This window comes from Cryptosporangium aurantiacum (assembly GCF_900143005.1).
In the GTDB taxonomy this organism is placed as follows: Bacteria; Actinomycetota; Actinomycetes; order Mycobacteriales; family Cryptosporangiaceae; genus Cryptosporangium; species Cryptosporangium aurantiacum.
The window spans coordinates 131,355-152,882 of record NZ_FRCS01000005.1; the positions used below are offsets into that span (position 1 = coordinate 131,355).

Below are 21,528 nucleotides of genomic sequence, written 5' to 3' on the forward strand. Positions count from 1 at the left end.
CGGCGCCGGCCGGAGCCCCGGCCGACCCACAAACGGTAGTACCAGCACCAACGCAGTACAGAGCATGGAATATCGAGCGCGGACCCCACTCCAGGTCGTCGTCCCGCTGAGCCCGCCACCGCACTGCGGCAGGCGTGAGGCTCGAGCGACGCATGGTAGCTACCGGATCCACCAGGGCGTCTGCGCACTCGGAGAGAGGCGAAGACCCCTGAACACCAACGTCGCACCGGACGCCGACACGGCGTCCGATCACATTCCCGACCCGATCGAGTTGGAGCACGCCGTCACCGGCGCGCCGGAGGACGAGCAGATCGAGGAGCTGACCGCCACCAAGCCGGTCAGCGAGCAGAACCCACTCTTCGCGGACCTCGGCGTCCGGGCCGAGACCGTGGATGCGCTGGCCGCCGCCGGCATCACCCGCGCGTTCGCGATCCAGGAGCTCACGCTCCCGATCGCGCTCGCGGGCAGTGACCTGATCGGGCAGGCCCGCACCGGCACCGGCAAGACGCTGGGCTTCGGTGTCCCGCTGCTGCAGCGGATCGAGGCGCCCGGCGAGGGCGGCCGCTCGGCGAGCGGTGCCCCGCAGGCCCTGGTCGTGGTCCCCACCCGGGAGCTGTGCGTGCAGGTCACGCGCGACATCGCGGCCGCGGGCAAGACCCGCAAGATTCGCGTCCTCTCGGTGTACGGCGGCCGCGCGTACGAACCGCAGATCGCCGCGCTGAAGAACGGCGTCGAGGTCGTCATCGGCACCCCGGGCCGCCTGCTCGACCTGGTCGAGCAGGGTCACCTGCAGCTCGGTGCGGTCTCGATCCTGGTCCTCGACGAGGCCGACGAGATGCTCGACCTGGGCTTCCTGCCCGACATCGAGCGGATCCTCGCCACGATCCCGTCCGAGCGGCAGACGATGCTGTTCAGCGCGACGATGCCGGGCCCGATCGTGGCGCTGGCGCGGAACTTCATGCGGCAGCCGGTCCACATCCGGGCCGAAGAGCCGGACGCCGGCCGCACGGTGCCCACCACCGCGCAGCACATCTACCGGGCTCACGCCCTGGACAAGTCCGAGATGCTCGCCCGCATCCTGCAGGCTCGCGACCGCGGCCTGACGATGGTGTTCTGCCGCACCAAGCGCACCGCCCAGAAGGTCGCGGACGACCTGGTCGAGCGCGGTTTCGCGGCGGCCGCGGTGCACGGTGACCTCGGTCAGGGCGCCCGTGAGCAGGCCCTGCGCGCATTCCGCTCGGGCAAGGTCGACGTGCTGGTCGCCACCGACGTCGCCGCGCGCGGCATCGACGTCACCGGCGTCACCCACGTCATCAACTACCAGTGCCCCGAGGACGAGAAGACCTACCTGCACCGGATCGGCCGCACCGGCCGGGCCGGTGCCGACGGCGTCGCGGTCACGTTCGTCGACTGGGACGAGCTGACCCGCTGGACGATGATCAACACGGCGCTCGACCTGCCGTTCGCCGATCCGCCCGAGACGTACTCCACGTCCGAGCACCTCCACGCCGAGCTGGACATCCCGTCCGATGCCACCGGGGTCCTCCCCCGCGCCGACCGGACCAGGGCCGGTCTGGAGGCCGAAGAGGTCGAGGACCTCGGTGAGACCGGCGGCAAGAAGGCGCGGCGCACCCGGGTGCGCAAGCGGAAGGGCGACATCGACCCGGGCACGCCGGTCGACGTCGAGGAGAACGCCGACGTGGAGCTGCCGGCGCGCCAGCGCACGCGGCCCCGGCGGCGTACCCGCGGCGGGCAGCTCCTGAGCACGAGCCCGGCGCCGGAGGACACCGACCCGGCGTCCGAGAGCGCCGCGGAGGCTCCCGGTGCGGTGGCGACGATCGCTCCGCCCCAGTTCCGGCCCGCCGACGAGTTCTCCGCCGGCGATGACTTCGCCGCTACCGAAGACTTCGCCGCTGCCGACGACTTCGCCGCTGCCGACGATTTCCGGGCCGGCGACGACGCGGACGAGCCGATCGCGGACGGCGAGGACGGTGCGGCGCCGCGGCGTCGTCGTCGGCGTCGTGGAGGGTCCGGTCGGACCCGGCGTCCGGCAGGCACGGACTCCACCGACACCCCGGCCGACGCGTCCGCGGCCGAGTAGTCCGATGACGACGACCGGCCCGATGCATCCGGGCAACGCGCTCCCGCCGGTTCCTCCGGGCCTGAACGGCTGGGCGTCGCCGGACGGGTCCGCGAGCGACGCCTACTGGCGCCGCCCGGCCGAGCCGACGTCGTCCGCGTCACCGGCAGCAGCGAATGCGGCGGTCCCTGCGCAGTATCAGGGCCCGCCGCAGATGCACCGCCCGTCGGCCGCCGTGGGCTGGGGCCCGGTGATCACGCCCGGCCCCACCCCGCGTTCGCTGCCGACCCAGGACCACGAGGCGCTCGACCGGGAGGAAGCCCAGGCCAGGGCCGTCACCGTCGGAGTCGGCGTGCTGACACTCATCGTCCTGTTCCTGCTGCTGCTGATGATGGTCATCCGCGCCGGTTCCACGACCGGCGTCTGAGCGACGACGTCAGCGGCCTTCCCACACCATCCGCGCGCCGGTGTCGCCCGCCCGAACCACGGAGACGGCGGCACCGACGGCGGTGCCCAGCAACGCGACCGAGAGCACGATCGAGACGACCTTGAGAACGGTCGAGCCGCTGCTGTCGCGCTGCGGTTCGCCGACGTTCGTCCACTGGTCGCGCTGGTCGTAGACGGGGGCCTGGGCGCGGCGAGTGCCCCGGGCTCGTTCGACGACGACCAGGACGACCGCGACGACCGCGAGAAGCACGGCCATGTTGCGGGTGTCGAGGCCGAAACCGCCGTGTTCGTTGATGGTGGGCGACCCGCCGAGGTACTGCGCGAACCGGTCACCGGTCTCGGCCGCCACGATGGCCGCTCCGGCGCCCGACAGCGCGCTGAGCACCAGCACCCAGCCGACCTTCGACCGCAGCCGCGGCACCAGGACGTAGGCGAACGCGGCGAGGACCGCGATCGGTATCAGCACGACCGCGGCGTGCACCACCAACGGGTGGGCCGGTAGGCCGAACACTTTCTCGAACACGGTGACCTCCGCAAACGGCGTGACAGCCGTACCCTAGTGCGACCGAGTACGCATCAGGGCAGGCTCGAGCTACACAAGCCACACGGAGCACACGGGCAACAGGTTCTCCGCGGCTCGTGACAAGCCGTCGAGCACACTGGAACCGTGACTCAGCTCGCCCCCCACCGCGCCACCCGTGTCGTCTTCTCCGTCTCGGACTACCCGGTCGCCGGGTGGGACGCGCCGCCGCCCGCGGGGATTCATCGCGGCACCGCGCTGTTCGTCCCGGGTTACACCGGCAGCAAGGAAGACTTCGCACCGCTCTTCGACCCGCTGACCGACGCCGGCTACCGTGTCGTCGCGATCGACCAGCCCGGTCAGTTCGAGTCCCCGGGCCCCGAGTCGCCGCTCGGCTACACGGTGGCCCGGCTCGCCGACGTCGTCCGTGCGGTCGTCGCGGCGCTCGGCGACGGCCCGGTGCACCTGGTCGGGCACTCGTTCGGTGGGCTGGTGTCCCGGGGCGCCGTGCTGTCCGCGCCGGGTGAGTTCCGGTCGCTCACGCTGCTCTGCTCGGGCCCGGAGGCGATCGTCGGCGCCCGGCGTGACCGGATGGCCCGGCTGGAACCGCTGCTGCCGCTCGGCATGGCCGCGGTCTACGAGGCGGTCGAGGAGGGTGCCCGGCTCGACCCCAAGTGGCAGGAGGCCTCGCCCGAGCTGAAGGCGTTCCTGAAGAAGCGGTTCGTCGCGTCGTCGGCGGCGGGCCTGCGCGGGATGGGCGACGCGCTCGGATCCGAGCCGGACCGCACGGCCGAACTGGCCGCGGCGGGTCTTCCGCTGCTGGTCTGCCACGGCGAGCATGATGACGCTTGGCTGCCGCCGGTGCAGGCCGACATGGCGCGGCGGCTCGGCGCACGGCACGTGGTGATCCCGCAGGCCGCGCACTCGCCGGCGATCGAGAACAGCGCGCAGACGGTCGTGGCGCTGGAGCAGTTCTGGCGTTCGGTCGACGACCTGGACGACCGGGCGGTTCCGGCGTCCGGGGTGCACACTGAGACTCAGTGATCGGGGTACCGACTATTGGAGGGCCAATGGTGATCTCCGACCTCGGCCTGTACGGGCCGGAGAGCGTCACCTGGCGGATCCACTCGGATCCGTCGCTCGCTGTGGGCGGGTTGCGCGCGCTGCTGCTGCAGGCGCTGCATCCGGTCGCGATGGCCGGTGTCTCGGCGAACTCCGGATATCGGGACGACCCGTGGGGCCGTCTGCAGCGCACCACCGAGTACGTGGCGATCACGACGTTCGGCACGGCCGGGGCCGCCGAGGAGGCGGCGAGCAAGATCCGTCGCCTGCACCGGCGGCTGACCGCGGTCGACCCGGACTCCGGTGAGGTCTATCCGGTGGACGACCCGTCGCTCCTGCTCTGGGTGCACTGCTGCGAGGTGGACTCGTTCCTCTCCACGGCGCGGCGCGCCGGCGTGCGCCTGTCGGACGCCGACGCGGACCGGTACGTCGCGGAGCAGGTGCGCCAGGCCCGGCTGATCGGTCTCACCCCGGACGCCATCGAGGTGCCGCGTACGAGCGCGGAGCTCGACGCGTACTTCACCGACGTCCGGCCGCTGTTGCGCGCTACCCGGCCGGCGTACGAGGGGCTCAAGCTGCTGAGCGCTCCCCCGATGCGCTGGTGGGTGCGGTGGGCGACGCCGGCAGCGCCGAGTTGGGGCGCGCTGGTCGCGATGGGGTTCGGGCTGCTCCCGGGGTGGGCCAAGCGGCTCTACACGCACCTGCCCGCGCTGCCGGGCAGCGAGATGACGGCCACCGCGAGCCTGCGGACGCTGCGCGCCGCGGTGCTGGCGCTGCCGGCGTCGGTGCGCGAGGGGCCACAGCTCAAGGCCGCCCGCGCCCGCGTGGCCGCCGTCCCCATCCGCCGCCTCGAATCCCTTCCTGCGTGAGCGGCCCGCCGAGGGGGGCTCCAGGTCCGTAGGGAGCCGCCTAGCGCTGGACCGGGATCGCCGCCCACGGCTCCTTTGGAGGGCCCGCCGCTTGGCCCTCAGGGCAGTGACGGCGGAAGTCGCACCATGAGCAGCGCGGCCCCGGAGCGGGCGGGAACGCCTCGTCGGCGGACGCTCCGCCGCTCTTGAAGCGTGTCTCCGCCTCGACCGCGTCGGCAGCGGTCTGTTCCGCCCGCCGTAGGTGTCGCTGGAGCCGCTCCGGCGTGTGCACGTGGGTGTAGACCTCCCCCGCGCTCAGGTGGTGCAGCTCGACCCGCTGACAGGGACGGCGGAGCGTGCGGGACGCCGCCAGCGCGTAGAGCGCCAGCGCCTGCGAGCCCGCCGCATCCTCTTCGGACAGCGCGGACCGGCCGGTCTTGTAGTCGACGACCACCGGCTCGCCGTTCCGGTCGTCGAGCCGGTCGATGCGCCCGGAGACCGCGAGCGTGTCGGTGCGCATCGCCACCGTGCGCTCCAGGCCGAACGGTTCGGCGTCGGGGTCGATGGTCGCCAGGTAGCTCTCCAGCCACCCCACCGCGAGTTCCTTGGCCGCCGCCTGCTGCTCGGCGTCGCGGTAGCCGTCGGAGATCCACGCCTCGTTCAGCAGCGCCCTACTCGCCTCGGGTGTCCGCCGCTGCCGCGGCAGCGACCACCACGACCGCAGCACGTTGTGCACGGTCGCCCCGAGCGCGTTGTGCGCCCACGGCGCCCCCTTGGGGGGCGACGGCCGGTCGATGTACGTCATTCGGTATCGACGCGGACACTCCGCGAACGCCGCCAGTTTGGACGGTGTGCAGGAGAAGAGCCGCGTGGGCATACCGGCAAAACCGAGCTGTTCCATCACCCACGATCCTCCCACGGGGCACCGACAATCCGTGGGTCAGCGGCGGCGCAGCGGCCACTGGTCGCGAGCGGTCACCGGCGACGCCCCGGTGGCCAGCGAGACCAACTCCTCGTAGACCTCCGGGCGCGTGGTGTTCTCGCCGAGCCGCACGGTCTTGTTCGTCCCGTGGAAGTCGCTCGATCCAGTGGTGAGCAGGCCCAGGTCGGCGGCGATGCCGGCGAGCGACGTCCGCTCGGCGTCGTCGTGGTCGGGGTGGTCGATCTCCAGCCCGTTCAGACCGGCTGCGGCGAGTTCGGCGAAGACCTCGTCGTCGATCACCCGCCCACGCTTGGACGCCTTGGGATGGGCCAGCACGCTGACGCCGCCTGCGCCGCGCACCAGCCGCAGGGCGTCCAGCACCTCGATGTCGCGCTTGGGCACCCGGTACCGGGCGCCGAGCCACTCCGAGCGGAACGCGGTCGGCACGTCCTCCACGACGCCCGCGGCCACCAGCGCCTGAGCGACGTGCGGGCGGCCCACCGGCGCACCGTCGGCGATCGCCAGCACGCCCTGCCAGGTGATCGGCGCGCCGTCGGCGACGAGCATGCCGACCATCTCCTCCGCCCGGGTGAAGCGGGACGCCCTCAGCATCGCCCGCTCCGCGGCGAACGCCGGCTCGGTGGGGTCGAACAGGTACGCGAGCAAGTGCAGGCTGATCGACCAGCCGTTGGACAGCGCCCAGTAGCAGGACAGTTCCGCGCCCGGAACCAGCACCAGCCCGGGTGGCAGCGCCTCGATCGCGGGACGCCAGCCGGCGGTGGTGTCGTGGTCGGTCAGCCCGATGACGTCGAGCCCGGCCTCCACCGCGTCGACGACCAGCCGCGCCGGGGGAACCGTCCCGTCGCTCGCCGTCGAATGCGTGTGCAGATCGATGCGCATGGACGGCGTGCCTCGCGAACTCCGACAGACGGACGATGCCGGGCACGGACGTGCCCAGACATCACCCTAATCACTCCGGAGAGCAGAGACGTCAGTCGCCCTCGTCGCCGACCGCCAGCATCTCCTCGGGGTCGTACATGACCTGGCAGAACAGCAGGTAGAGCTGGTTCGGGTAGGGCAGCGGCGCGATCTCCCGCAGCGCCTGATCCTGACCGGCGGACTCCAGCACGAACGTGCCGTAGTTGAGCACCCGGCCGAGCGGGCTCTGCTGGTAGGCCATGTCGGTGACGCGGGCCAGCGGCATCATCGCGACCTTGCGGGTGACGATGCCCTCGATGAGCATCACCCGCTTGTCGGTCAGCACGAACTTGTCGAAGTACCAGTCGCCGATCTTGTACCCGGCGGCGATCAGCAGCGCGATCCACAGCAGCGTCACGGCGCCGACGACGTACGGGACGTTCTGCATCGCACCGACGATGTACCCGAGCAGCAGCGTGCCGCCGGCCAGCGCGAGCAGCCAGCGGATCACGTGGATCCAGTGCCGACGCCACTCGCCGCAGTAGCGCTCGCTGTCGAACAGGTACTGCGCGACGTGGCGAGTCGGTTCCAGGATCGGCCGGTACGGCCGGGGCGGAGGCGGTGGCGCGGGTGCCGCGGTGGGAGGTGCCGGCGGCGGCGGGCGCCCGGCCGTCGGATCCGGTGACGGCGGTGGGGGCGGGCCCGGAGGATCGTCGTCAGTGGGCACCGGCGTGATGCCGAGTCCTACCGGCGGCGGGTCGTGCAGCGTGCGACGACCGAGATCGCGCTCCGGGCTCGACCCGGTGCCAGGGTCGTCTGCGGCCATCGCACACCTCCACGGGGGGACGGAAGTGGACTACCGGGTCCGTAGGACGCGGTACCCGGTGATCGGAGGACTAGAACACATTGGACACGAACGTCCCGAACCCGGTCGCGATGTCACGCAAGCCGTCGCCGAGCGAACGCAGTAAGTTGGCGGCGTCCCCCGGTTGGGTCACGATGTAGAAGACGAAAAACGCAACCGCGATCCAACTCAGGGCCTTCTTCACTGCAGCCCGACCTCCCGCTCGGCAACGAAGGTCGTTCTACCATCGCGGGCAAGCGGGAGCGAACATGCGCAGGCCGTGTCGGCGGGTCAGCTGACTCCTTCCTCCGGCGGTCCCCATTGAAGGTACGGCGAGAGCGCCCCGAACGGCAACGGACCTGGTAGCCCATCGCGACCATCTTGCAACACAAAGTGTTCGGCAAGCACATAACCGGCCTCACCCGGCCAGGCGACGGTCCACAGCCACATGCCTTTCGCCTCGCCGACGTAGACGCAGCGATCCCGCTCCGCCTCGATCGACCACAGCGGGGTCGGGTGGCCGGCCGCGACGACCTTGGCGTGCGCGTTCGTGTCGAGCAGCCCGCCGCAGAGCACGTCGCCCGCATCCAGACCGGACAGGCCCGCGAACCGCGCCCCGAGCCCGACACCCGGCTCCTCGGCGACCAGGACGACGTCGGCGACCCCGCCGAGCGGCGCCGGCCCGGTACACGCCACGGCGGTGGCCACGATCGGACGACGATCGTCGCCGGCCCAGGCGAGCCCGGTGACGGTCCAGTCGGGCAGCATCGGCCAGGGCACCCAGACCGGCACCCCGGCGTCGATCCGGACCGCGTCCAGCACGTCCGTGCCCAGCCGGCGGGCAACGTGCAGGGGCGGCACGGCACCGTGCACGGGGCATCGCCAATCGCTGTGCATCAGGTCCGGCGGACGGACCGCATGCACGCAGCGCGGACAGCTAGGCGGTGATGACACAGCGCAACCGTCCGCCTTCAGACCATGTCCCGTCAAGACCTGACACGATCGGACAATTCAGGCCCGCTGTCCCAGCGGCCTCGTCCAGCTCAGCCGGACACCGCGTGACGCCGAATCCAGGCGTGCATCGCGATGCCGGACGCGACCCCGGCGTTGATCGACCGGGTCGACCCGAACTGCGCGATCGAGCACACCAGGTCCAGTCCTGCCCTGGCTTCCTCGGACAGACCCGGCCCCTCCTGACCGAACAGCAGGACGCAGGCCCGCGGCAGCTCGACGGTCTCCAGCGGCACCGCGCCGGGCAGGTTGTCGATCCCGATCACCGGCAACTGCTCCGCCGTCGCCCAGGTCAGCAGCTCCGTGACGTCACCGTGGTAGCGGATGTGCTGATAGCGGTCGGTCACCATCGCACCGCGGCGATTCCACCGCCGGCGGCCGACGATGTGCACCTCGCGGGCCAGGAACGCGTTCGCGTTCCGGACGACCGTCCCGATGTTGAAGTCGTGCTGCCAGTTCTCGATCGCGACGTGGAACGGGTGCCGAACCCGGTCGAGGTCCTCGACGATCGCCTCGCGGCGCCAGTACCGGTACCGGTCGACGACGTTGCGCCGATCACCGCCGGCGAGCAGCTCCGGGTCGTACCGCGGGTCGGTGGGCCACGGCCCCTCCCACGGCCCCACCCCGACAGCCAGCTCCGGCTCTTCTTCCAGCGCGGTCACGCCGCCAACCGTACTCAGGCCTTCGGCTCCGGCCTTCCCGGCTGTTCGCCACCGCGGGAGTCGCCGTACGACTTCTTGGGCACCATCACCTTGCGGCGGAACACGCAGACCACGGTCCCGTCCTGCTTGTAACCCTTGGTCTCGACGTAGACGACGCCGCGGTCGTCCTTCGACTTCGACGGCGTCTTGTCGAGCACGGTGGTCTCGCCGTAGATCGTGTCGCCGTGGAACGTCGGCGCGATATGCCGGAGCGACTCGACCTCGAGGTTGGCGATCGCCTTGCCGGAGACGTCGGCCACCGACATGCCGAGCAGCAGCGAGTAGATGTAGTTGCCCACCACGACGTTCTGCTTGAAGTCCGTCGTCTGCTCGGCGTAGTGCGCGTCCAGGTGCAGCGGGTGGTGGTTCATCGTGATCAGGCAGAACAGGTGGTCGTCGTACTCGGTGACCGTCTTTCCGGGCCAGTGCTTGTAGACCGCGCCGACCTCGAACTCCTCGAAGTACCGACCGAACTGCATCCGACCACTCCCGTCTGCCTACGCTGGCTACTGGCTGGTAACAAGGATCTTGCCGGGCCGTTCCTGCGCCTGCAGCGACGAGTGTCACACTGCCCGACGTGGAGGAGATCACCGAGCCTGGTCCGGGTCGGGTCGGCCGTCGTGTCCGGATCGGCGCGGTGTTGGTCGGGCTGGCGCTGCTCGTGGCCGGAACACTGGTCGGACAGGACGACGACTTCCCGTTCAGCCCGTTCCGGATGTACTCCACGACCGACCGGCTGGACGGGACGGTCCGCTCGCTGCGCGTCGAGGCGGTCACGGTCGACGGGGAGCGGATCGTGCTGAAGGACTCCGACACCGGCCTGCGGCGGGCCGAGTTCGAGGGCCAGCAGCAGCGGCTCAAGGCCGATCCCGCGCTGCTCGACGCCGTCGCGGAGGCGTATCACACGCGGCATCCCGATGAGCCTCGGCTGGCGCGGGTCGACATCGTCGTACGGCTGATCGAGCTGCGCGACGGGCGTCCGAGCGGGAAGTGGCGGGACACCACGACCGTGCGGCGGGAGATCCCGTGACCGTGCACCCCGGGAACCTCATGAACGGCGTCGAACGCTGGTTCTTCACGCCGGTCGCCCTCGGGCGCATCGCCGTCCTCCGGACGCTCGCGTACCTGTTCGTGCCACTGGACGTCTTCCTGATCACGCCGTGGGCGCTGGCCCACCGGGACGTCCCGGTCGCGCTCTACCAGCCGCTCCGGATCGCCCGGGTGTTCGCGCTGCCGGAGCCAACCCATGCCGTCGTCGTCGGGCTCTGCGTGGCGCTGGTGGTCACGGCGCTGGCGGCGGCGACCGGACGGGCACCGCGGCTGCTCGGAACGCTGGTCGCGGTGCTCTACCTGGCATGGATGCTGGTCGCGATGTCCTACGGCAAGGTCGACCACGACCGGGTCGGATATCTGGTCCTGCTCGCGGTGCTGCCGACCGTCGGCCGGGCCCGGTGGGGCGACCGCACGCTCTCGGAGCGGGCCGGCTGGACGATCCGGGCGGTCGCGATCGCGGTGGTGTGCACGTACTTCCTGGCCGCGTGGGCGAAGTTCCGGTTCGGCGGCGTCGACTGGCTCACCGGCGCGACGTACACGAAGGCCGTGCTCCGTCGCGGGACGATCCTCTCGGACTGGACCGTGCACGTGCCGTACCTGCTGGTGCTGGCCCAGATCGGCACGATCGTGTTCGAGCTGTGCAGCCCGGTCCTGCTGTTCCTCCGCGGGCGCTGGCAGCTCCGGGCGGTGCTGTTCCTGTTCGCCTTCCACGCGATGGTCTACGCGGCGCTCACGATCGCGTTCTGGCCGCACCTCATCGCGCTCACCGCCCTACTCCCGCTGGAACGGCTGCGGGTGCCTACCCGGCGAGGCGATCGCGCTCAGCCTGCGGGAGAGCGCACGTAGCGGTTCCGCCGGGGAGCCGGTCGCGGTTGCGGGCGACCCAGCGGTAGACCGGCCAGGCGAGCGCCCGCACCGGCGCGAGCCGCAGCACCCACCCGGCCGGCCGCCAGAACGAGCCGGCGTCGATCAGCAGCTGCGCGATCGCGTCCGGACCGGCGGCGCGGCGCTCGGGCGACACCCACTGCACGGCGGTCTCGGCCTCGTCCATCGTGAGCCCGAGCGCGTCCAGGTCCGTGCGCTGCCACGCGACGACCGCGGCGGACGTCGGGATGCGGCGCTCGATGAAGCGTGCACACGTCGAGCAGAACGCGCAGTCGCCGTCGTAGACGAAGGTGGCCATGCACTCATTCTGCCGCGCGCTCAGGCGCGCCCCGCGCTCAGGCGATCCCTGGGCGCAGGTGCGGCCCGTCCCAGACGAACGGCATGCCGTGGTCGCGCGCGGTACCGAGCAGGCGCGTTCCGCCGTCCGGCCACAGCGTGATCCGCGCCGTCATCCGGACCTTCCCGCTCTCGTCGGCCTCGCCCTCGAAGCCGAGCCGCGCCAGCGGGGCGTCCCCGGTAGCGCCCTCTCCGACGTCGGCGAGCAGCGCACCGACCGCTCCCCAGGTCTCCCGGTCGACGTAGGGCGCGATGACCGAGTGCCACACCACGGTCAGCGTCCCGGCCGATGTCTCCGCCAGCCGGTCGGCGAGCCAGGCGACCGTGTCGTCGGCCCGGTCGACCGGCGCGGGTACGGCCTCGGCGACCGTGAACGCCGCCCGCAGCCGCGCCAACCGGTCGAGCTGGTCCGCCCAGACCAGCGACTCCAGTCGTCGGCGGTGCCCCGGGTCCGCCGGGTCGAGCGGCGCCGGGTCACAACCGCGACGTTCCACGACGCGCACCGGGGTGCTCAGCGGCACCGGCGGCGTCCCGCGCCACGGCTCGTCCAGCACCAGCGCGCTCTCCGCGGCGCCGAACACCCCGGCGGAGGTGCGGTACCCGAACCCGTCGGCCCGCAGGTTCAGGCCGGCCGAGGCGCCGATCTCCAGCAGCCGGATCGGGAGGCCAGTCCGGTGCGCGAGCACCAGGAGGCCGGCGTAGAGCACGGCTGCCCGCCCGGTCTCGTTCGTCTGGACCGGCAGCGGCAGCAGCGCGGCCACCTGGTCGGAGCGGTCCGCCAGCACCTGGCGGACGACCGGCCACGCGCCCTCGGGCCGTTCGGTTCCACCCGCGCTCGGGTAGAACGGCGCCAGGTCGGGCAGCGCACCGTCCAGCACCAACCGGTGGAGCGCCGCCATCAGCCGCAACCCGACCACCAAGTCCGACGTGTAGGGCTCGAGGAGCGTCGTGGCCGGCCCGCCCGACTCCACGTCCGCGGCCACGCTGCGGAGCAGCTCCCGGTACAGCGGAGCCCGATCGCCGCACGCCGCGGCCTGCCAGCGCAGGCTTCCGGGCAGGTCACCGGCGGCCGGGAACGGCGGCAGGTCGAGTACGGCGTCCGACGGTGCAGTCATGACGGCCTCCTACGGCGTGGACGGGACAAACGGACTTCTGACACAACCGTGTCCTACTGGCGCTCGAACGCTTGTTCGAATACGGTGGTGTTCGACGCGGGGTTCCCCGCGCCGGGGCGCAAACCGAGACCGACAGGAGAGGCGATGCGCTGGGACCACATGCGGCTGCTGTCGACCGAGAACGGCGACGCGGAGGCGGCACCGCTGCCCCTCCCGCTGCCGTTCGAGGGCGCCGGCGTCCAGGTCCGCACGATCGACACCCCGGAGTTCCGGGGGGTCACCTTCTACGAGATCCGGGCGAAGTCGATTCTGAACCGGGTGCCCGCGTCGTCCCCGGTGCCGTTCCAGTGGACGGTGAACCCGTATCGGGGGTGTACGCACGCCTGCACGTACTGCTTCGCCCGGAACACGCACACCTACCTCGACCTCGACGCCGGCCACGACTTCGATTCGCGGATCGTGGTCAAGGTCAACGCCGGCGAGTTGCTGCGCCGCGAACTCGGCGCGCGGTCGTGGGCGGGCGAACACGTGGCGATGGGCACCAACACCGACCCGTACCAGCGGGCCGAAGGCCGCTACGGCCTGATGCGGGAGGTGATCACCGCGCTGCGCGACCACGCGAACCCTTTTTCGATCCTGACCAAGGGGACGCTCGTGCTGCGCGACCTCGACCTGCTGACCGAAGCAGCGCAGGTCACCGACGTCCGGGTGAACGTCTCGGTGGGTTTCGTCGACGCGGCGCTCTGGCGGCAGGTCGAGCCGGGTACGCCGAACCCGCGGGCCCGCCTCGGGGTCTGCCGGGCGCTGACCGACGCCGGTATCGGGTGTGGCGTCCTGATGGCGCCCGTGCTCCCGTACCTCACCGACACCGACGAGCAGCTCGAAGCCACGGTCGCGGCCATCGCGGACGCGGGGGCGGTCGCGGTCACGCCGCTGACCCTGCACCTGCGGCCCGGCGCGCGCGAGTGGTTCCTCGGCTGGCTGCGCGGCGCCCGGCCCGACCTCGTCGGGGCCTACCGCAGGCTCTACCGCGAGTCGGCCTACGCGCCGGCCGAGTACACCCGGGCGCTGAACGCACGCGTGCACGAGATCGCGGCGTCGTACGGCATCGGCCGCCGGACGCCGAGCAACGCCCGCGACGTCGCCCCGGAGGAGGTCACGGCCGAACCGGCCGCTCAGCAGCTGATGTTGCTCTGAGTCCAGCCCGCTGACGGCCGGGCCCGGCCTGGGGACCGGTCCGACTGTCAGCAGGACGAGTCCGCGTGCTGCCGCCCGCCTGCGCCCCCACCCGGGCGGAGCGGCCGACGAACGGACTCGGCCAGAGCCCCGTTCCCGCCGGACTGCGGCCGCGGGAACGGGGCCGACGCACCGCGCCCAGCCTGCGTACGGGGTCCGGGTCTGCGCAGGCAGGCGCGGTGCACGGGCGGACTGGGTGCAGCACCCCTGCACCCAGTCCGCCTTCCCACGGTGCGTTCCGGACTTACCCCTTGAGGCCGTACTCACGGAGCAGGCCGCGGCTGATGATCGTCTTCTGGATCTCCGACGTGCCCTCGCCGATGAGCAGGAACGGCGCCTCACGCATGAGCCGCTCGATCTCGTACTCCTTGGAGTAGCCGTAACCGCCGTGGATGCGGAACGCCTCCTGGGTGACCTCGGCGCAGTACTCGCTGGCCAGCAGCTTGGCCATGCCCGCCTCGACGTCGTTGCGCTGGCCGGCGTCCTTCAGCCGGGCGGCGTTCACCATCAGGGCGTGCGCGGCCTCGATCTTCGTCGCCATCTCGGCGAGCTTGAACGCGATCGCCTGGTGGTCGACGATCGCCTTGCCGAACGTCTTGCGCTGCTGGGCGTAGCTGACGCCCAGCTCGAACGCCCGGATCGCGATGCCGCACGCGCGGGCCGCGACGTTCACCCGGCCGACCTCGATGCCGTCCATCATCTGGTAGAAGCCGCGCCCGGCCTTGTCCGGCCCGCCGAGGATCGAGGTCGCCGGGATCCGCGCGTCGTCGAAGATGAGCTCGGTCGTCTCGACGCCCTTGTAGCCCATCTTCTCGATCTTCTTCGGGATCGTGATGCCCTGCGCGGTCTCGCCGAAGCCCGGTTCCTTCTCGACCAGGAACGTCGTCATGTTCTTGTAGACCGACTCGTTCCCCTCGTCGGTCTTCACCAGCGTCGCGACGACCGACGACTGCGCGCCGTTGGTCAGCCACATCTTCTGGCCGGTGATCGAGTAGTGATCTCCGTCCTTCTTCGCGCGGGTCGAGATGGCCGAGACGTCCGAGCCCAGGGCCGGCTCGGACATCGAGAACGCGCCCCGGACGTCGCCGGTGGCCATCTTCGGCAGCAGGCGCTGCTTCTGCTCGTCGGTGCCGTGCTGGCGCAGCAGGTACGCGACGATGAAGTGGGTGTTGATGATGCCCGAGACGCTCATCCAGCCGCGGGCGATCTCTTCGACGACCAGCGCGTACGTCAGCAGCGACTCGCCGAGGCCCCCGTACTCCTCGGGGATCATGAGCCCGAACAGGCCCATCTCCTTCATGCCGTCGACGATCTCGGTGGGGTACTCGTCGGCGTGCTCGAGTTCCTGCGCGTGCGGGATGATCTCCTTGTCGACGAAGGTCCGGACCGTCGCGAGGATGTCGGTCTGGATTTCAGTCAACCCGTGGGTCTGCGCGAGACGGGCCATCGGGCGCTCTCCCTCCGTCGGCGGGGCAGCCGAGAGCAGGGTCGCCCTCGACCGTTGTTACCGACGAGTATGCCCATCCGAACCGATAAAGCCCCCTGTGAACCCCGCTACAGAGGGTCGGCGAAAAAGTTTGGCCACCGATCGACGTATCACCCGGCGGGGATGCGTCGATAAGTGGCCAAATTTTCGAAGAGCTCAGCCCCGGGACTCCAGGACGGAGTTGCCGCCGTCGACGACGAGCATCTGGCCGGTGACGTAGGACGCGGCGGGCGTCGTCAGGAACGCCACCAGCGCCGCCACCTCGTCCGGGGAGCCCGGCCGCCCGAGCGGCGTCAGCCGCCCGTAGTGCAGCTCGCTCACGGTCGAGGACCCGGTGTGGATCCAACCCGGCGCCACGGCGTTCACCGTGACCCCGTCGGCCACGACCTCCATCGCGAGCGCGCGGGTCAGCCCGACCATGCCGGCCTTCCCCGCCGCGTACCCGGCCTCGGCGGGCATCGCGTTGACCGGTCCGGTCGTGGACGAGACGTTGACGATCCGTCCCCAGCCCCGTTCGGTCATCCCGCCGACGAACGCCCGGCTGGTGAGGAACGCGGTGGTGAGGTTGCGGTCGATCTCGGCGCGCCAGTCGTCGTCGGTGAGCTGGCTGACCGGGCGCAGCACCTCCGGGCTGGCGACGCTGGCCATCCCGGCGTTGTTGACCAGCACCTCGACGTCGCCGAGCGTTTCGCGGACGGCGTCCGCGAACGCCTCGACCTCCGCGGGGTCGACCAGGTCCACGACGAACCCGGCCGCACCGAGTTCGGCGGCGCGTTCGTGGATCCGGCGGGTCGTCGAGACGATGCCGACGCGGGCACCGAGGCCGATCAGCCGACGTGCGATCGCGTAACCGATGCCGTCCGGGCTGCCGGCTCCGGTGACGAGCGCGACCCTGCCGTCGAGGCGGTCGGTGGGGTTAACCGTCGGGGCGGCGTGCTCACTCATGGGGTGATTGTGTCGTACGTGCTTCACGCGGCGGCGTCCCGCCCGGAGCGCCCGAACTGTGGTGAACGATGTTGCTGGTGTGATAGACCCGCGCCCATGACGACCAACCCACCGCCGGGCGAAGCCAACCCGTGGGCCAAGCCGACGTCGGGTTTTCCTGATCCCACCTCGGCTCAACCGGCACCCACGTCGGGCTACCCGGACCCGACCTCCGGATACCCGGCCACCCCGGCCTATGACGCGAACGCCTACGCCGGGTACCCGCCCGCCGGTCAGCCGAACGGTTACCCGCCTGCGGGCGCGTGGGGCGCACCACCGCCGGGTTATCCGGGCTACCCGCCGCCGCGCAAGCAGAACGGCATGGCGCTCGCGTCGATGATCGTGTCGATCTGCTCGCTGGTGATGTGCGGTGGTCTGCCCGGCATCGTCGGCGCGCTGATCGGGCACTCGGCGAGGAAGCAGATCCGGCAGACCGGCGAGGAAGGCGCGAGCCTGGCGACGGTCGGCATCATCGTCGGCTGGATCGGCTTCGGCCTCGGCATGGCCGTCGTCCTGGTCTACGCGGTCTTGATCATCGGTGCGGTGGCGTTCGGCTGGTTCGACGAGCCCAACTACAGCACCTACTGACACCGCGACGGCCGGGCACCTGCCCGGCCGTCGCTCACTCGTCTGCTCAGCTCTCGGGCGGCGTGAACGTCGAGGTCCTGGCCATCCCGGCCGCGCGGCCCTTACCGGCGATTACCAGCGCCATCTTCCGGCTCGCCTCGTCGATCATCTCGTCGCCGAGCATCGCGGAGCCCTTCTTACCGCCGGCCTCCGAGGTCGACCACTCGTACGCGTCGAGGATCAGCTCGGCGTGGTCGTAGTCCTCCTGGCTCGGCGCGAAGATCTCGTTCGCCGCGTCGATCTGGCCGGGGTGCAGCACCCACTTGCCGTCGTAGCCGAGCATGGCGGCCCGCTTCGCGACCTCGCGGAACGCGTCCACATCGCGGATCTGCAGGAACGGACCGTCGATCGCCTGCTTGTCGTGGGCCCGCGCCGCCATCAGGATCTTCATCAGGATGTAGTGGAACGGGTCCGCCGGGTAATCCGGGTGCAGCGCGCCCACGACCAGCGACTTCATGTTGATGCTCGCCATGAAGTCGGCCGGGCCGAAGATGATCGTCTCGACCCGCGGCGAGGCCTGCGCGATCGCGTCCACCTCGATCAGGCCCTTGGCGTTCTCGATCTGCGCCTCGATGCCGATCCGCCCGACCTCGAAGCCCATCGTCTTCTCGATCTGGGTCAGCGTGAAGTCCAACCACTGCACCTGCGCCGCGGACTGCACCTTCGGCAGCATGATGCAGTCGAGGTTCGGGCCCGCGCCCTCGACGACCTCGACGACGTCCCGGTAGGTCCAGTGCGTGGTGAGGTCGTTGACCCGCACCACCCGGATCTTGTCGCCCCAGCCGCCCTCGTTCAGCGCAGCGACGATGTTCTTCCGCGCCTCGGGCTTGGCCAGCGGGGCGCATGCGTCCTCGAGGTCGAGGAACACCTGGTCGGCGGGGAGGCCCTTGGCCTTCTCCAGGAACCGCGGGTTCGATCCCGGCACGGCCAGACACGACCGGCGAGGCCGCAGGGTCCGAGGCTCAGACATGGATTGCACTCCTCACGGATGGGCCAACTCATCAGTAACTTACCGACTGACCAGGTCCCGGTTCCGCAAGCGGAACCGGTTCAGACTGTGACGTTCCGCGCCTGCCCTACCGCCCCCTCACACGTCGTGGGGGACGCCGTCCGGCGCGCCACTCCGGCTGCCGAGCACCACGAACGCGAGCCCGATGAGCAGCACCGCGATCCCCGGCCAGGCCAGTAGCGGCGGTGCCTGATCCAGGATCACCCATGCGAGCAGAGCCGCACCGGGCACCTCCAGCAGCAGCGCGACGCTGATCGCGGTCGCCGAGATCGACGACAGCGCCCAGTTGATCAGCGAGTGCCCGAGCAGCTGCGGCCCGATCGTGACCGCGGCCAGCAGCAGCCAGGTGTGCGCCGGGTACCCCTCCAGTCGCACACCGCCGATCAGGCACACGACCAGCAGCACCGCGGCGCAGCTGCCGTAGCCGAACGTCGTGTACGTCGTCGTGCTGGTTTCGGCCCGGATCCCGGCGCCGACGGTCACGTAGGCCGCCGCCAGCACCGCCCCGGCCAGCGCGAGTGCGTCGCCCAGCAGCGCCCGCCCGGAGACCGTGACGTCGGCGCCAGTCATCAGCGCCACCCCGACCACGGCGAGCACCACGCCGGCCCAGAACCGGGACGAGAACCGTTGCCCGGAACGCAGCGCGATCAGCGCCGCCCAGATCGGTTGGGTGCACACCAGCGCGGTGGCGGTCGCGACGCTGGTCATCGTCACGCTCGGCACCCAGGTCGCGAAGTGCCCGGCCAGCAAGATCCCCGCGAGTGAACACCGCAGCACGGTCCGCCGGTCCGGCCGCGCACCCCGGTTGCGCCCCAGCCGGACCACGGTCACCGGCGCCAGCACCGAGAGCGCCATCGCGTTGCGCCAGAACGCGATCGCCAGCGCGGGCACCACGCTGGCGGCCGCGGCCATCAACGGGCCGGACCCGCCGACGGCGACGATCGCGACCGCCACCGCTCCCCAGGTCATCGGTGTCGCGGTCGAACGGGTCACAGTCGAATCCTGCCGTGCCAGGATGCGGGCATGAGCGCGGACGCACACCCGCTGGTCGCCGAGGCGATGAAGAAGGCCGCCGTCGGCTGGCTGTCGACCGACGGACGACCCGCCACGGCCGCCTGGCTGACGTGGGTCGACGGCGCCGCGTACGTCGTCCACGAGGGCCCCGAGCAGCCGATCCCCGGCCTCGCCGAGGCGAGCGAGTGCCGGGTCGGCGTCCGCGGTGAACACGGCGGACGCATCCTGACCTGGCGCGCGGCGGTCGAGCGTGTCGAACCGGGCACACCGCTCTGGGACGAGGTGGCGCCACAGCTCGCGCAGAAACGGCTGAACGCGACCGACCCGGTCGGCGCACCGGACCGGTGGGCCACCACCGCACGGATCAGCAGGCTGGTGCCGGTGGGCGACCCGGTCGAGGAGGGCGCTTCGCTCCCGGACGACATCGGGGCTGCCCCACCGCGGCCGACCTCGGCGACGACCCCCACGCCGATACCGCGCACGTTCCACCGGCGGCGGTGAGCAGCAGCGGCGGTTAGGCTGCGCAGGTGACCACCGCCACCCGGATCTACTTGGCGCGACTGGCCGGCGTTGCGGTCTTCGATCCGAGTGGCGATCAACTCGGCCGGGTCCGGGACGCGGTGGTACGCCCTCGGGCGGAGATCACGCGCCCACCGCGGGTCACCGGCCTGGTGGTCGAGATCGTCCACCGACGCCGCATCTTCGTCCCGCTCGGCCGGGTGACCGCGTTCGACCCGGACGCGGTGATGCTGAACACCGGAACGATCAGCCTGCGCCGGTTCGAGCAGCGCACCGGCGAGCTGATGGCACTGGGCGACATGCTCGACCGCCAGGTGACGATCGGCGCCGACGATCCACCGGTCCGCGCGGTCGTCGTCGACGTCGCGATGGAGCGGTCGCGCGCCGGCGAGTGGGAGCTGGTCAAGGTCGCGGCCCGGGAGCACTCGTCGGGCATGCTCGGACGCCGCCGGGGGCACCTCCGCCAGGTCGACTGGGGCGAGGTCGACGGCGTGATCAGCAGCCAGGACCGGCAGGGCGCGGCCAACCTCCTCGCGGTGTTCGACCAGCTCCGCGCCGCCGACCTGGCGAACGTGCTGCAAGGGCTCTCGGACAAGCGCCGGGTGGAGGTCGCCGCCGCGCTCGGCGACGACCGGCTCGCCGACGTCCTCGAGGAACTGCCCGAGGACGACCAGGTCGAGATCCTCGGTTACCTGGACACCGAACGCGCCGCCCACGTCCTCGAGGAGATGGACCCGGACGACGCCGCGGACCTGCTCGGCGAGCTGCCGGAGCCCGAGCAGGAGCGCCTGCTGGCGATGATGGAGCCGTCGGAGGCCGCCCCGGTGCGGCGTCTGCTCGATTACACCGAGGACACCGCGGGCGGCATGATGACGTCCGAGCCGGTGATCATGCCGCCGGACGCGACCGTGGCCCATGCTCTCGCGCGGGTCCGCGACCCGGACCTGACGCCGGCGCTGGCGGCCCAGGTGTACGTCTGCCGTCCGCCGTCGGCGACGCCGACCGGCCGGTTCCTCGGCATCGCCCACCTGCAGCGTCTCCTCCGAGAGGAGCCTGGCACGCTGGTCAGCGCAGTCGTCGACGCCGACCTCGACCCGCTGAACGCCGACGCGACGCTCGCCCAGGTGGCCCACTACCTGGCGACGTACAACTTGGTCGCCGTGCCGGTCGTCGACGAGAACGACCGCCTGCTCGGCGCCGTCACCGTGGACGACGTGCTCGACCACCTCCTGCCGGAGGACTGGCGCGACCGGGACGGCTGAACCGCGGAGGAGGTGAACGGGAATGTCGGATGTCACACGGTCCCGGAGCCGGTTGGATCAGCCGCGCGAGCGGCGCCGCCGGTTGCCGCGGTTCGACGCGGACGCGTTCGGCCGTGGCTCCGAGCGGGTCGCGCAGTTCCTCGGTACCGGCACGTTCATCCTGATGCAGACGGTCATCGTCATCGTCTGGGTGACGCTCAACATCTTCGCGGTCAACCTGCGCTGGGACCCCTACCCGTTCATCCTGCTGAACCTCGCGTTCTCCACCCAGGCCGCGTACGCCGCGCCGCTGATCCTGCTGGCGCAGAACCGCCAGGCCGACCGGGACCGGATCTCGCTGGAGGAGGATCGGCTGCGCGCGCAGGCGGCGAAGGCCGACACCGAGTACCTGGCCAGGGAACTCGCCGCGCTGCGGCTCGCGCTGGGTGAGGTCGCGACCCGCGAGTACCTCCGGTCGGAGCTCGGCCGGGTCGTCGAAGAACTACGCGAACCCTCGGACGCGGACGCCGACCTGGCTCGGCCCGCCGGAGAGAGCCGCCGCGCCGAGCGGCGCCTGAGCACCGAGAGCCGACGCGACACCGACGGCCGCCGCGCCCGCCTCACCCGCTGACCGCGCGCCTCACCCGATGACCGCCCGCCTCACCCGCTG

At 71.4% G+C, this 21,528-nt stretch carries 25 protein-coding genes; 11 read left to right on the top strand and 14 right to left on the bottom strand.

The window, feature by feature from the left end:
- The first annotated feature begins 64 nt into the window (after positions 1–64).
- Both BUB75_RS18155 and BUB75_RS18160 read left to right on the top strand, forming a co-directional pair.
- Entirely contained in the window at positions 65–2,101 is a 2,037-nt protein-coding gene (locus BUB75_RS18155; RefSeq protein WP_084741442.1) for a DEAD/DEAH box helicase, read from the top strand.
- A gap of 4 nt (positions 2,102–2,105) precedes the next feature.
- Positions 2,106–2,507, top strand: coding sequence for a hypothetical protein (locus tag BUB75_RS18160; protein WP_073258746.1), 402 nt, complete (start codon positions 2,106–2,108; stop codon positions 2,505–2,507).
- A gap of 9 nt (positions 2,508–2,516) precedes the next feature.
- Here BUB75_RS18160 and BUB75_RS18165 read toward each other — a convergent pair whose 3' ends face one another.
- On the bottom strand, positions 2,517–3,050 hold the full coding sequence (locus BUB75_RS18165) for a DUF2231 domain-containing protein (protein WP_073258747.1): 534 nt from the start codon (positions 3,048–3,050) through the stop codon (positions 2,517–2,519).
- A gap of 144 nt (positions 3,051–3,194) precedes the next feature.
- Between BUB75_RS18165 and BUB75_RS18170 the strand changes: the two genes are divergently transcribed.
- Together BUB75_RS18170 and BUB75_RS18175 are read left to right on the top strand one after the other, a co-directional pair.
- Positions 3,195–4,091, top strand: a complete 897-nt coding sequence (locus BUB75_RS18170; protein WP_073258748.1) for an alpha/beta fold hydrolase — start codon at positions 3,195–3,197, stop codon at positions 4,089–4,091.
- 26 nt (positions 4,092–4,117) lie between these two features.
- Positions 4,118–4,978 (top strand): oxygenase MpaB family protein, encoded by an 861-nt coding sequence (locus BUB75_RS18175; protein ID WP_073258749.1) that lies wholly within the window; start codon positions 4,118–4,120, stop codon positions 4,976–4,978.
- Positions 4,979–5,018: 40 nt separating this feature from the next.
- Here the strand turns inward: BUB75_RS18175 and BUB75_RS18180 are convergent, their stop codons facing one another.
- The 7 genes from BUB75_RS18180 to BUB75_RS18205 form a co-directional block, all read right to left on the bottom strand.
- Positions 5,019–5,858 (bottom strand): RecB family exonuclease, encoded by an 840-nt coding sequence (locus BUB75_RS18180; protein WP_073258750.1) that lies wholly within the window; start codon positions 5,856–5,858, stop codon positions 5,019–5,021.
- 39 nt (positions 5,859–5,897) lie between these two features.
- Complete coding sequence (locus BUB75_RS18185; RefSeq protein WP_073258751.1) at positions 5,898–6,779, bottom strand: PHP domain-containing protein; 882 nt, start codon at positions 6,777–6,779, stop codon at positions 5,898–5,900.
- A 91-nt stretch (positions 6,780–6,870) separates the two neighbouring features.
- Entirely contained in the window at positions 6,871–7,623 is a 753-nt protein-coding gene (locus BUB75_RS18190) for a PH domain-containing protein (protein WP_073258752.1), read from the bottom strand.
- A 70-nt stretch (positions 7,624–7,693) separates the two neighbouring features.
- The gene (locus BUB75_RS46295; protein ID WP_178379907.1) at positions 7,694–7,846 is read right to left on the bottom strand and encodes a hypothetical protein; all 153 of its coding nucleotides are present in this window, start codon (positions 7,844–7,846) and stop codon (positions 7,694–7,696) included.
- Between the two features lie 86 nt (positions 7,847–7,932).
- Positions 7,933–8,595, bottom strand: a complete 663-nt coding sequence (locus BUB75_RS18195; RefSeq protein ID WP_342761145.1) for a DUF6758 family protein — start codon at positions 8,593–8,595, stop codon at positions 7,933–7,935.
- Between the two features lie 89 nt (positions 8,596–8,684).
- Positions 8,685–9,314: a TrmH family RNA methyltransferase gene (locus BUB75_RS18200; RefSeq protein ID WP_245806281.1), complete on the bottom strand. Its 630-nt coding sequence runs from the start codon at positions 9,312–9,314 to the stop codon at positions 8,685–8,687.
- Between the two features lie 14 nt (positions 9,315–9,328).
- On the bottom strand, positions 9,329–9,832 hold the full coding sequence (locus BUB75_RS18205; protein WP_073258753.1) for a MaoC family dehydratase: 504 nt from the start codon (positions 9,830–9,832) through the stop codon (positions 9,329–9,331).
- Between the two features lie 98 nt (positions 9,833–9,930).
- Here BUB75_RS18205 and BUB75_RS18210 point away from each other — a divergent pair, with 98 nt between their 5' ends.
- Complete coding sequence (locus BUB75_RS18210) at positions 9,931–10,383, top strand: hypothetical protein (protein ID WP_073258754.1); 453 nt, start codon at positions 9,931–9,933, stop codon at positions 10,381–10,383.
- A complete protein-coding gene (locus BUB75_RS18215) occupies positions 10,380–11,252 on the top strand; it encodes an HTTM domain-containing protein (protein WP_143175282.1) in 873 nt (290 codons plus the stop codon). The genes BUB75_RS18210 and BUB75_RS18215 overlap by 4 nt, the downstream gene beginning before the upstream one ends.
- On the opposite strand, the gene BUB75_RS18220 is transcribed toward BUB75_RS18215, so the two are convergent.
- Both BUB75_RS18220 and BUB75_RS18225 read right to left on the bottom strand, forming a co-directional pair.
- Positions 11,206–11,589 (bottom strand): thiol-disulfide oxidoreductase DCC family protein, encoded by a 384-nt coding sequence (locus tag BUB75_RS18220; protein ID WP_073258755.1) that lies wholly within the window; start codon positions 11,587–11,589, stop codon positions 11,206–11,208. The two genes, BUB75_RS18215 and BUB75_RS18220, sit on opposite strands and share 47 nt — an antisense overlap.
- 37 nt (positions 11,590–11,626) lie before the next feature.
- On the bottom strand, positions 11,627–12,742 hold the full coding sequence (locus tag BUB75_RS18225) for a DUF2332 domain-containing protein (protein WP_084741444.1): 1,116 nt from the start codon (positions 12,740–12,742) through the stop codon (positions 11,627–11,629).
- 144 nt (positions 12,743–12,886) lie between these two features.
- Between BUB75_RS18225 and BUB75_RS18230 the strand changes: the two genes are divergently transcribed.
- Entirely contained in the window at positions 12,887–13,939 is a 1,053-nt protein-coding gene (locus tag BUB75_RS18230; protein ID WP_073258756.1) for an Rv2578c family radical SAM protein, read from the top strand.
- Between the two features lie 283 nt (positions 13,940–14,222).
- Here BUB75_RS18230 and BUB75_RS18235 read toward each other — a convergent pair whose 3' ends face one another.
- Both BUB75_RS18235 and BUB75_RS18240 read right to left on the bottom strand, forming a co-directional pair.
- A complete protein-coding gene (locus BUB75_RS18235) occupies positions 14,223–15,425 on the bottom strand; it encodes an acyl-CoA dehydrogenase family protein (RefSeq protein WP_073258757.1) in 1,203 nt (400 codons plus the stop codon).
- A gap of 195 nt (positions 15,426–15,620) precedes the next feature.
- Entirely contained in the window at positions 15,621–16,409 is a 789-nt protein-coding gene (locus tag BUB75_RS18240) for an SDR family NAD(P)-dependent oxidoreductase (RefSeq protein ID WP_073258758.1), read from the bottom strand.
- A gap of 96 nt (positions 16,410–16,505) precedes the next feature.
- On the opposite strand from BUB75_RS18240, the gene BUB75_RS18245 reads away from it, so the two are divergent.
- The gene (locus BUB75_RS18245) at positions 16,506–17,036 is read left to right on the top strand and encodes a DUF4190 domain-containing protein (protein ID WP_073258759.1); all 531 of its coding nucleotides are present in this window, start codon (positions 16,506–16,508) and stop codon (positions 17,034–17,036) included.
- A gap of 46 nt (positions 17,037–17,082) precedes the next feature.
- Here the strand turns inward: BUB75_RS18245 and BUB75_RS18250 are convergent, their stop codons facing one another.
- Both BUB75_RS18250 and BUB75_RS18255 read right to left on the bottom strand, forming a co-directional pair.
- Complete coding sequence (locus tag BUB75_RS18250; RefSeq protein ID WP_073258760.1) at positions 17,083–18,045, bottom strand: HpcH/HpaI aldolase/citrate lyase family protein; 963 nt, start codon at positions 18,043–18,045, stop codon at positions 17,083–17,085.
- Positions 18,046–18,162: 117 nt separating this feature from the next.
- Positions 18,163–19,053: a DMT family transporter gene (locus BUB75_RS18255; RefSeq protein ID WP_073259157.1), complete on the bottom strand. Its 891-nt coding sequence runs from the start codon at positions 19,051–19,053 to the stop codon at positions 18,163–18,165.
- Between the two features lie 54 nt (positions 19,054–19,107).
- Here BUB75_RS18255 and BUB75_RS46300 point away from each other — a divergent pair, with 54 nt between their 5' ends.
- Genes BUB75_RS46300 through BUB75_RS18270 form a run of 3 tightly spaced genes read left to right on the top strand, consistent with a single transcriptional unit; the run spans position 19,108 to position 21,489 of the window.
- Positions 19,108–19,599: a hypothetical protein gene (locus BUB75_RS46300; RefSeq protein WP_073258761.1), complete on the top strand. Its 492-nt coding sequence runs from the start codon at positions 19,108–19,110 to the stop codon at positions 19,597–19,599.
- A 26-nt stretch (positions 19,600–19,625) separates the two neighbouring features.
- Positions 19,626–20,879, top strand: a complete 1,254-nt coding sequence (locus BUB75_RS18265; protein WP_073258762.1) for a magnesium transporter MgtE N-terminal domain-containing protein — start codon at positions 19,626–19,628, stop codon at positions 20,877–20,879.
- A 22-nt stretch (positions 20,880–20,901) separates the two neighbouring features.
- Complete coding sequence (locus tag BUB75_RS18270; RefSeq protein ID WP_073258763.1) at positions 20,902–21,489, top strand: DUF1003 domain-containing protein; 588 nt, start codon at positions 20,902–20,904, stop codon at positions 21,487–21,489.
- The last annotated feature ends 39 nt before the right edge of the window (positions 21,490–21,528 follow it).

What these genes read in the sequence shown, in the direction of transcription:
- BUB75_RS18240 (WP_073258758.1), bottom strand. Translation starts at nt 16,409, where the DNA reads ATGAGTGAGCACGCCGCCCCGACGGTTAACCCCACCGACCGCCTCGAC.
- BUB75_RS18250 (WP_073258760.1), bottom strand. Translation starts at nt 18,045, where the DNA reads ATGTCTGAGCCTCGGACCCTGCGGCCTCGCCGGTCGTGTCTGGCCGTG.
- BUB75_RS18155 (WP_084741442.1), top strand. Translation starts at nt 65, where the DNA reads ATGGAATATCGAGCGCGGACCCCACTCCAGGTCGTCGTCCCGCTGAGC.
- BUB75_RS18205 (WP_073258753.1), bottom strand. Translation starts at nt 9,832, where the DNA reads ATGCAGTTCGGTCGGTACTTCGAGGAGTTCGAGGTCGGCGCGGTCTAC.
- BUB75_RS18255 (WP_073259157.1), bottom strand. Translation starts at nt 19,053, where the DNA reads ATGACCTGGGGAGCGGTGGCGGTCGCGATCGTCGCCGTCGGCGGGTCC.
- BUB75_RS18180 (WP_073258750.1), bottom strand. Translation starts at nt 5,858, where the DNA reads ATGGAACAGCTCGGTTTTGCCGGTATGCCCACGCGGCTCTTCTCCTGC.
- BUB75_RS18160 (WP_073258746.1), top strand. Translation starts at nt 2,106, where the DNA reads ATGACGACGACCGGCCCGATGCATCCGGGCAACGCGCTCCCGCCGGTT.
- BUB75_RS18230 (WP_073258756.1), top strand. Translation starts at nt 12,887, where the DNA reads ATGCGCTGGGACCACATGCGGCTGCTGTCGACCGAGAACGGCGACGCG.
- BUB75_RS46300 (WP_073258761.1), top strand. Translation starts at nt 19,108, where the DNA reads ATGAGCGCGGACGCACACCCGCTGGTCGCCGAGGCGATGAAGAAGGCC.
- BUB75_RS18190 (WP_073258752.1), bottom strand. Translation starts at nt 7,623, where the DNA reads ATGGCCGCAGACGACCCTGGCACCGGGTCGAGCCCGGAGCGCGATCTC.
- BUB75_RS18220 (WP_073258755.1), bottom strand. Translation starts at nt 11,589, where the DNA reads ATGGCCACCTTCGTCTACGACGGCGACTGCGCGTTCTGCTCGACGTGT.
- BUB75_RS18270 (WP_073258763.1), top strand. Translation starts at nt 20,902, where the DNA reads ATGTCGGATGTCACACGGTCCCGGAGCCGGTTGGATCAGCCGCGCGAG.
- BUB75_RS18245 (WP_073258759.1), top strand. Translation starts at nt 16,506, where the DNA reads ATGACGACCAACCCACCGCCGGGCGAAGCCAACCCGTGGGCCAAGCCG.
- BUB75_RS18175 (WP_073258749.1), top strand. Translation starts at nt 4,118, where the DNA reads ATGGTGATCTCCGACCTCGGCCTGTACGGGCCGGAGAGCGTCACCTGG.
- BUB75_RS18225 (WP_084741444.1), bottom strand. Translation starts at nt 12,742, where the DNA reads ATGACTGCACCGTCGGACGCCGTACTCGACCTGCCGCCGTTCCCGGCC.
- BUB75_RS18185 (WP_073258751.1), bottom strand. Translation starts at nt 6,779, where the DNA reads ATGCGCATCGATCTGCACACGCATTCGACGGCGAGCGACGGGACGGTT.
- BUB75_RS18235 (WP_073258757.1), bottom strand. Translation starts at nt 15,425, where the DNA reads ATGGCCCGTCTCGCGCAGACCCACGGGTTGACTGAAATCCAGACCGAC.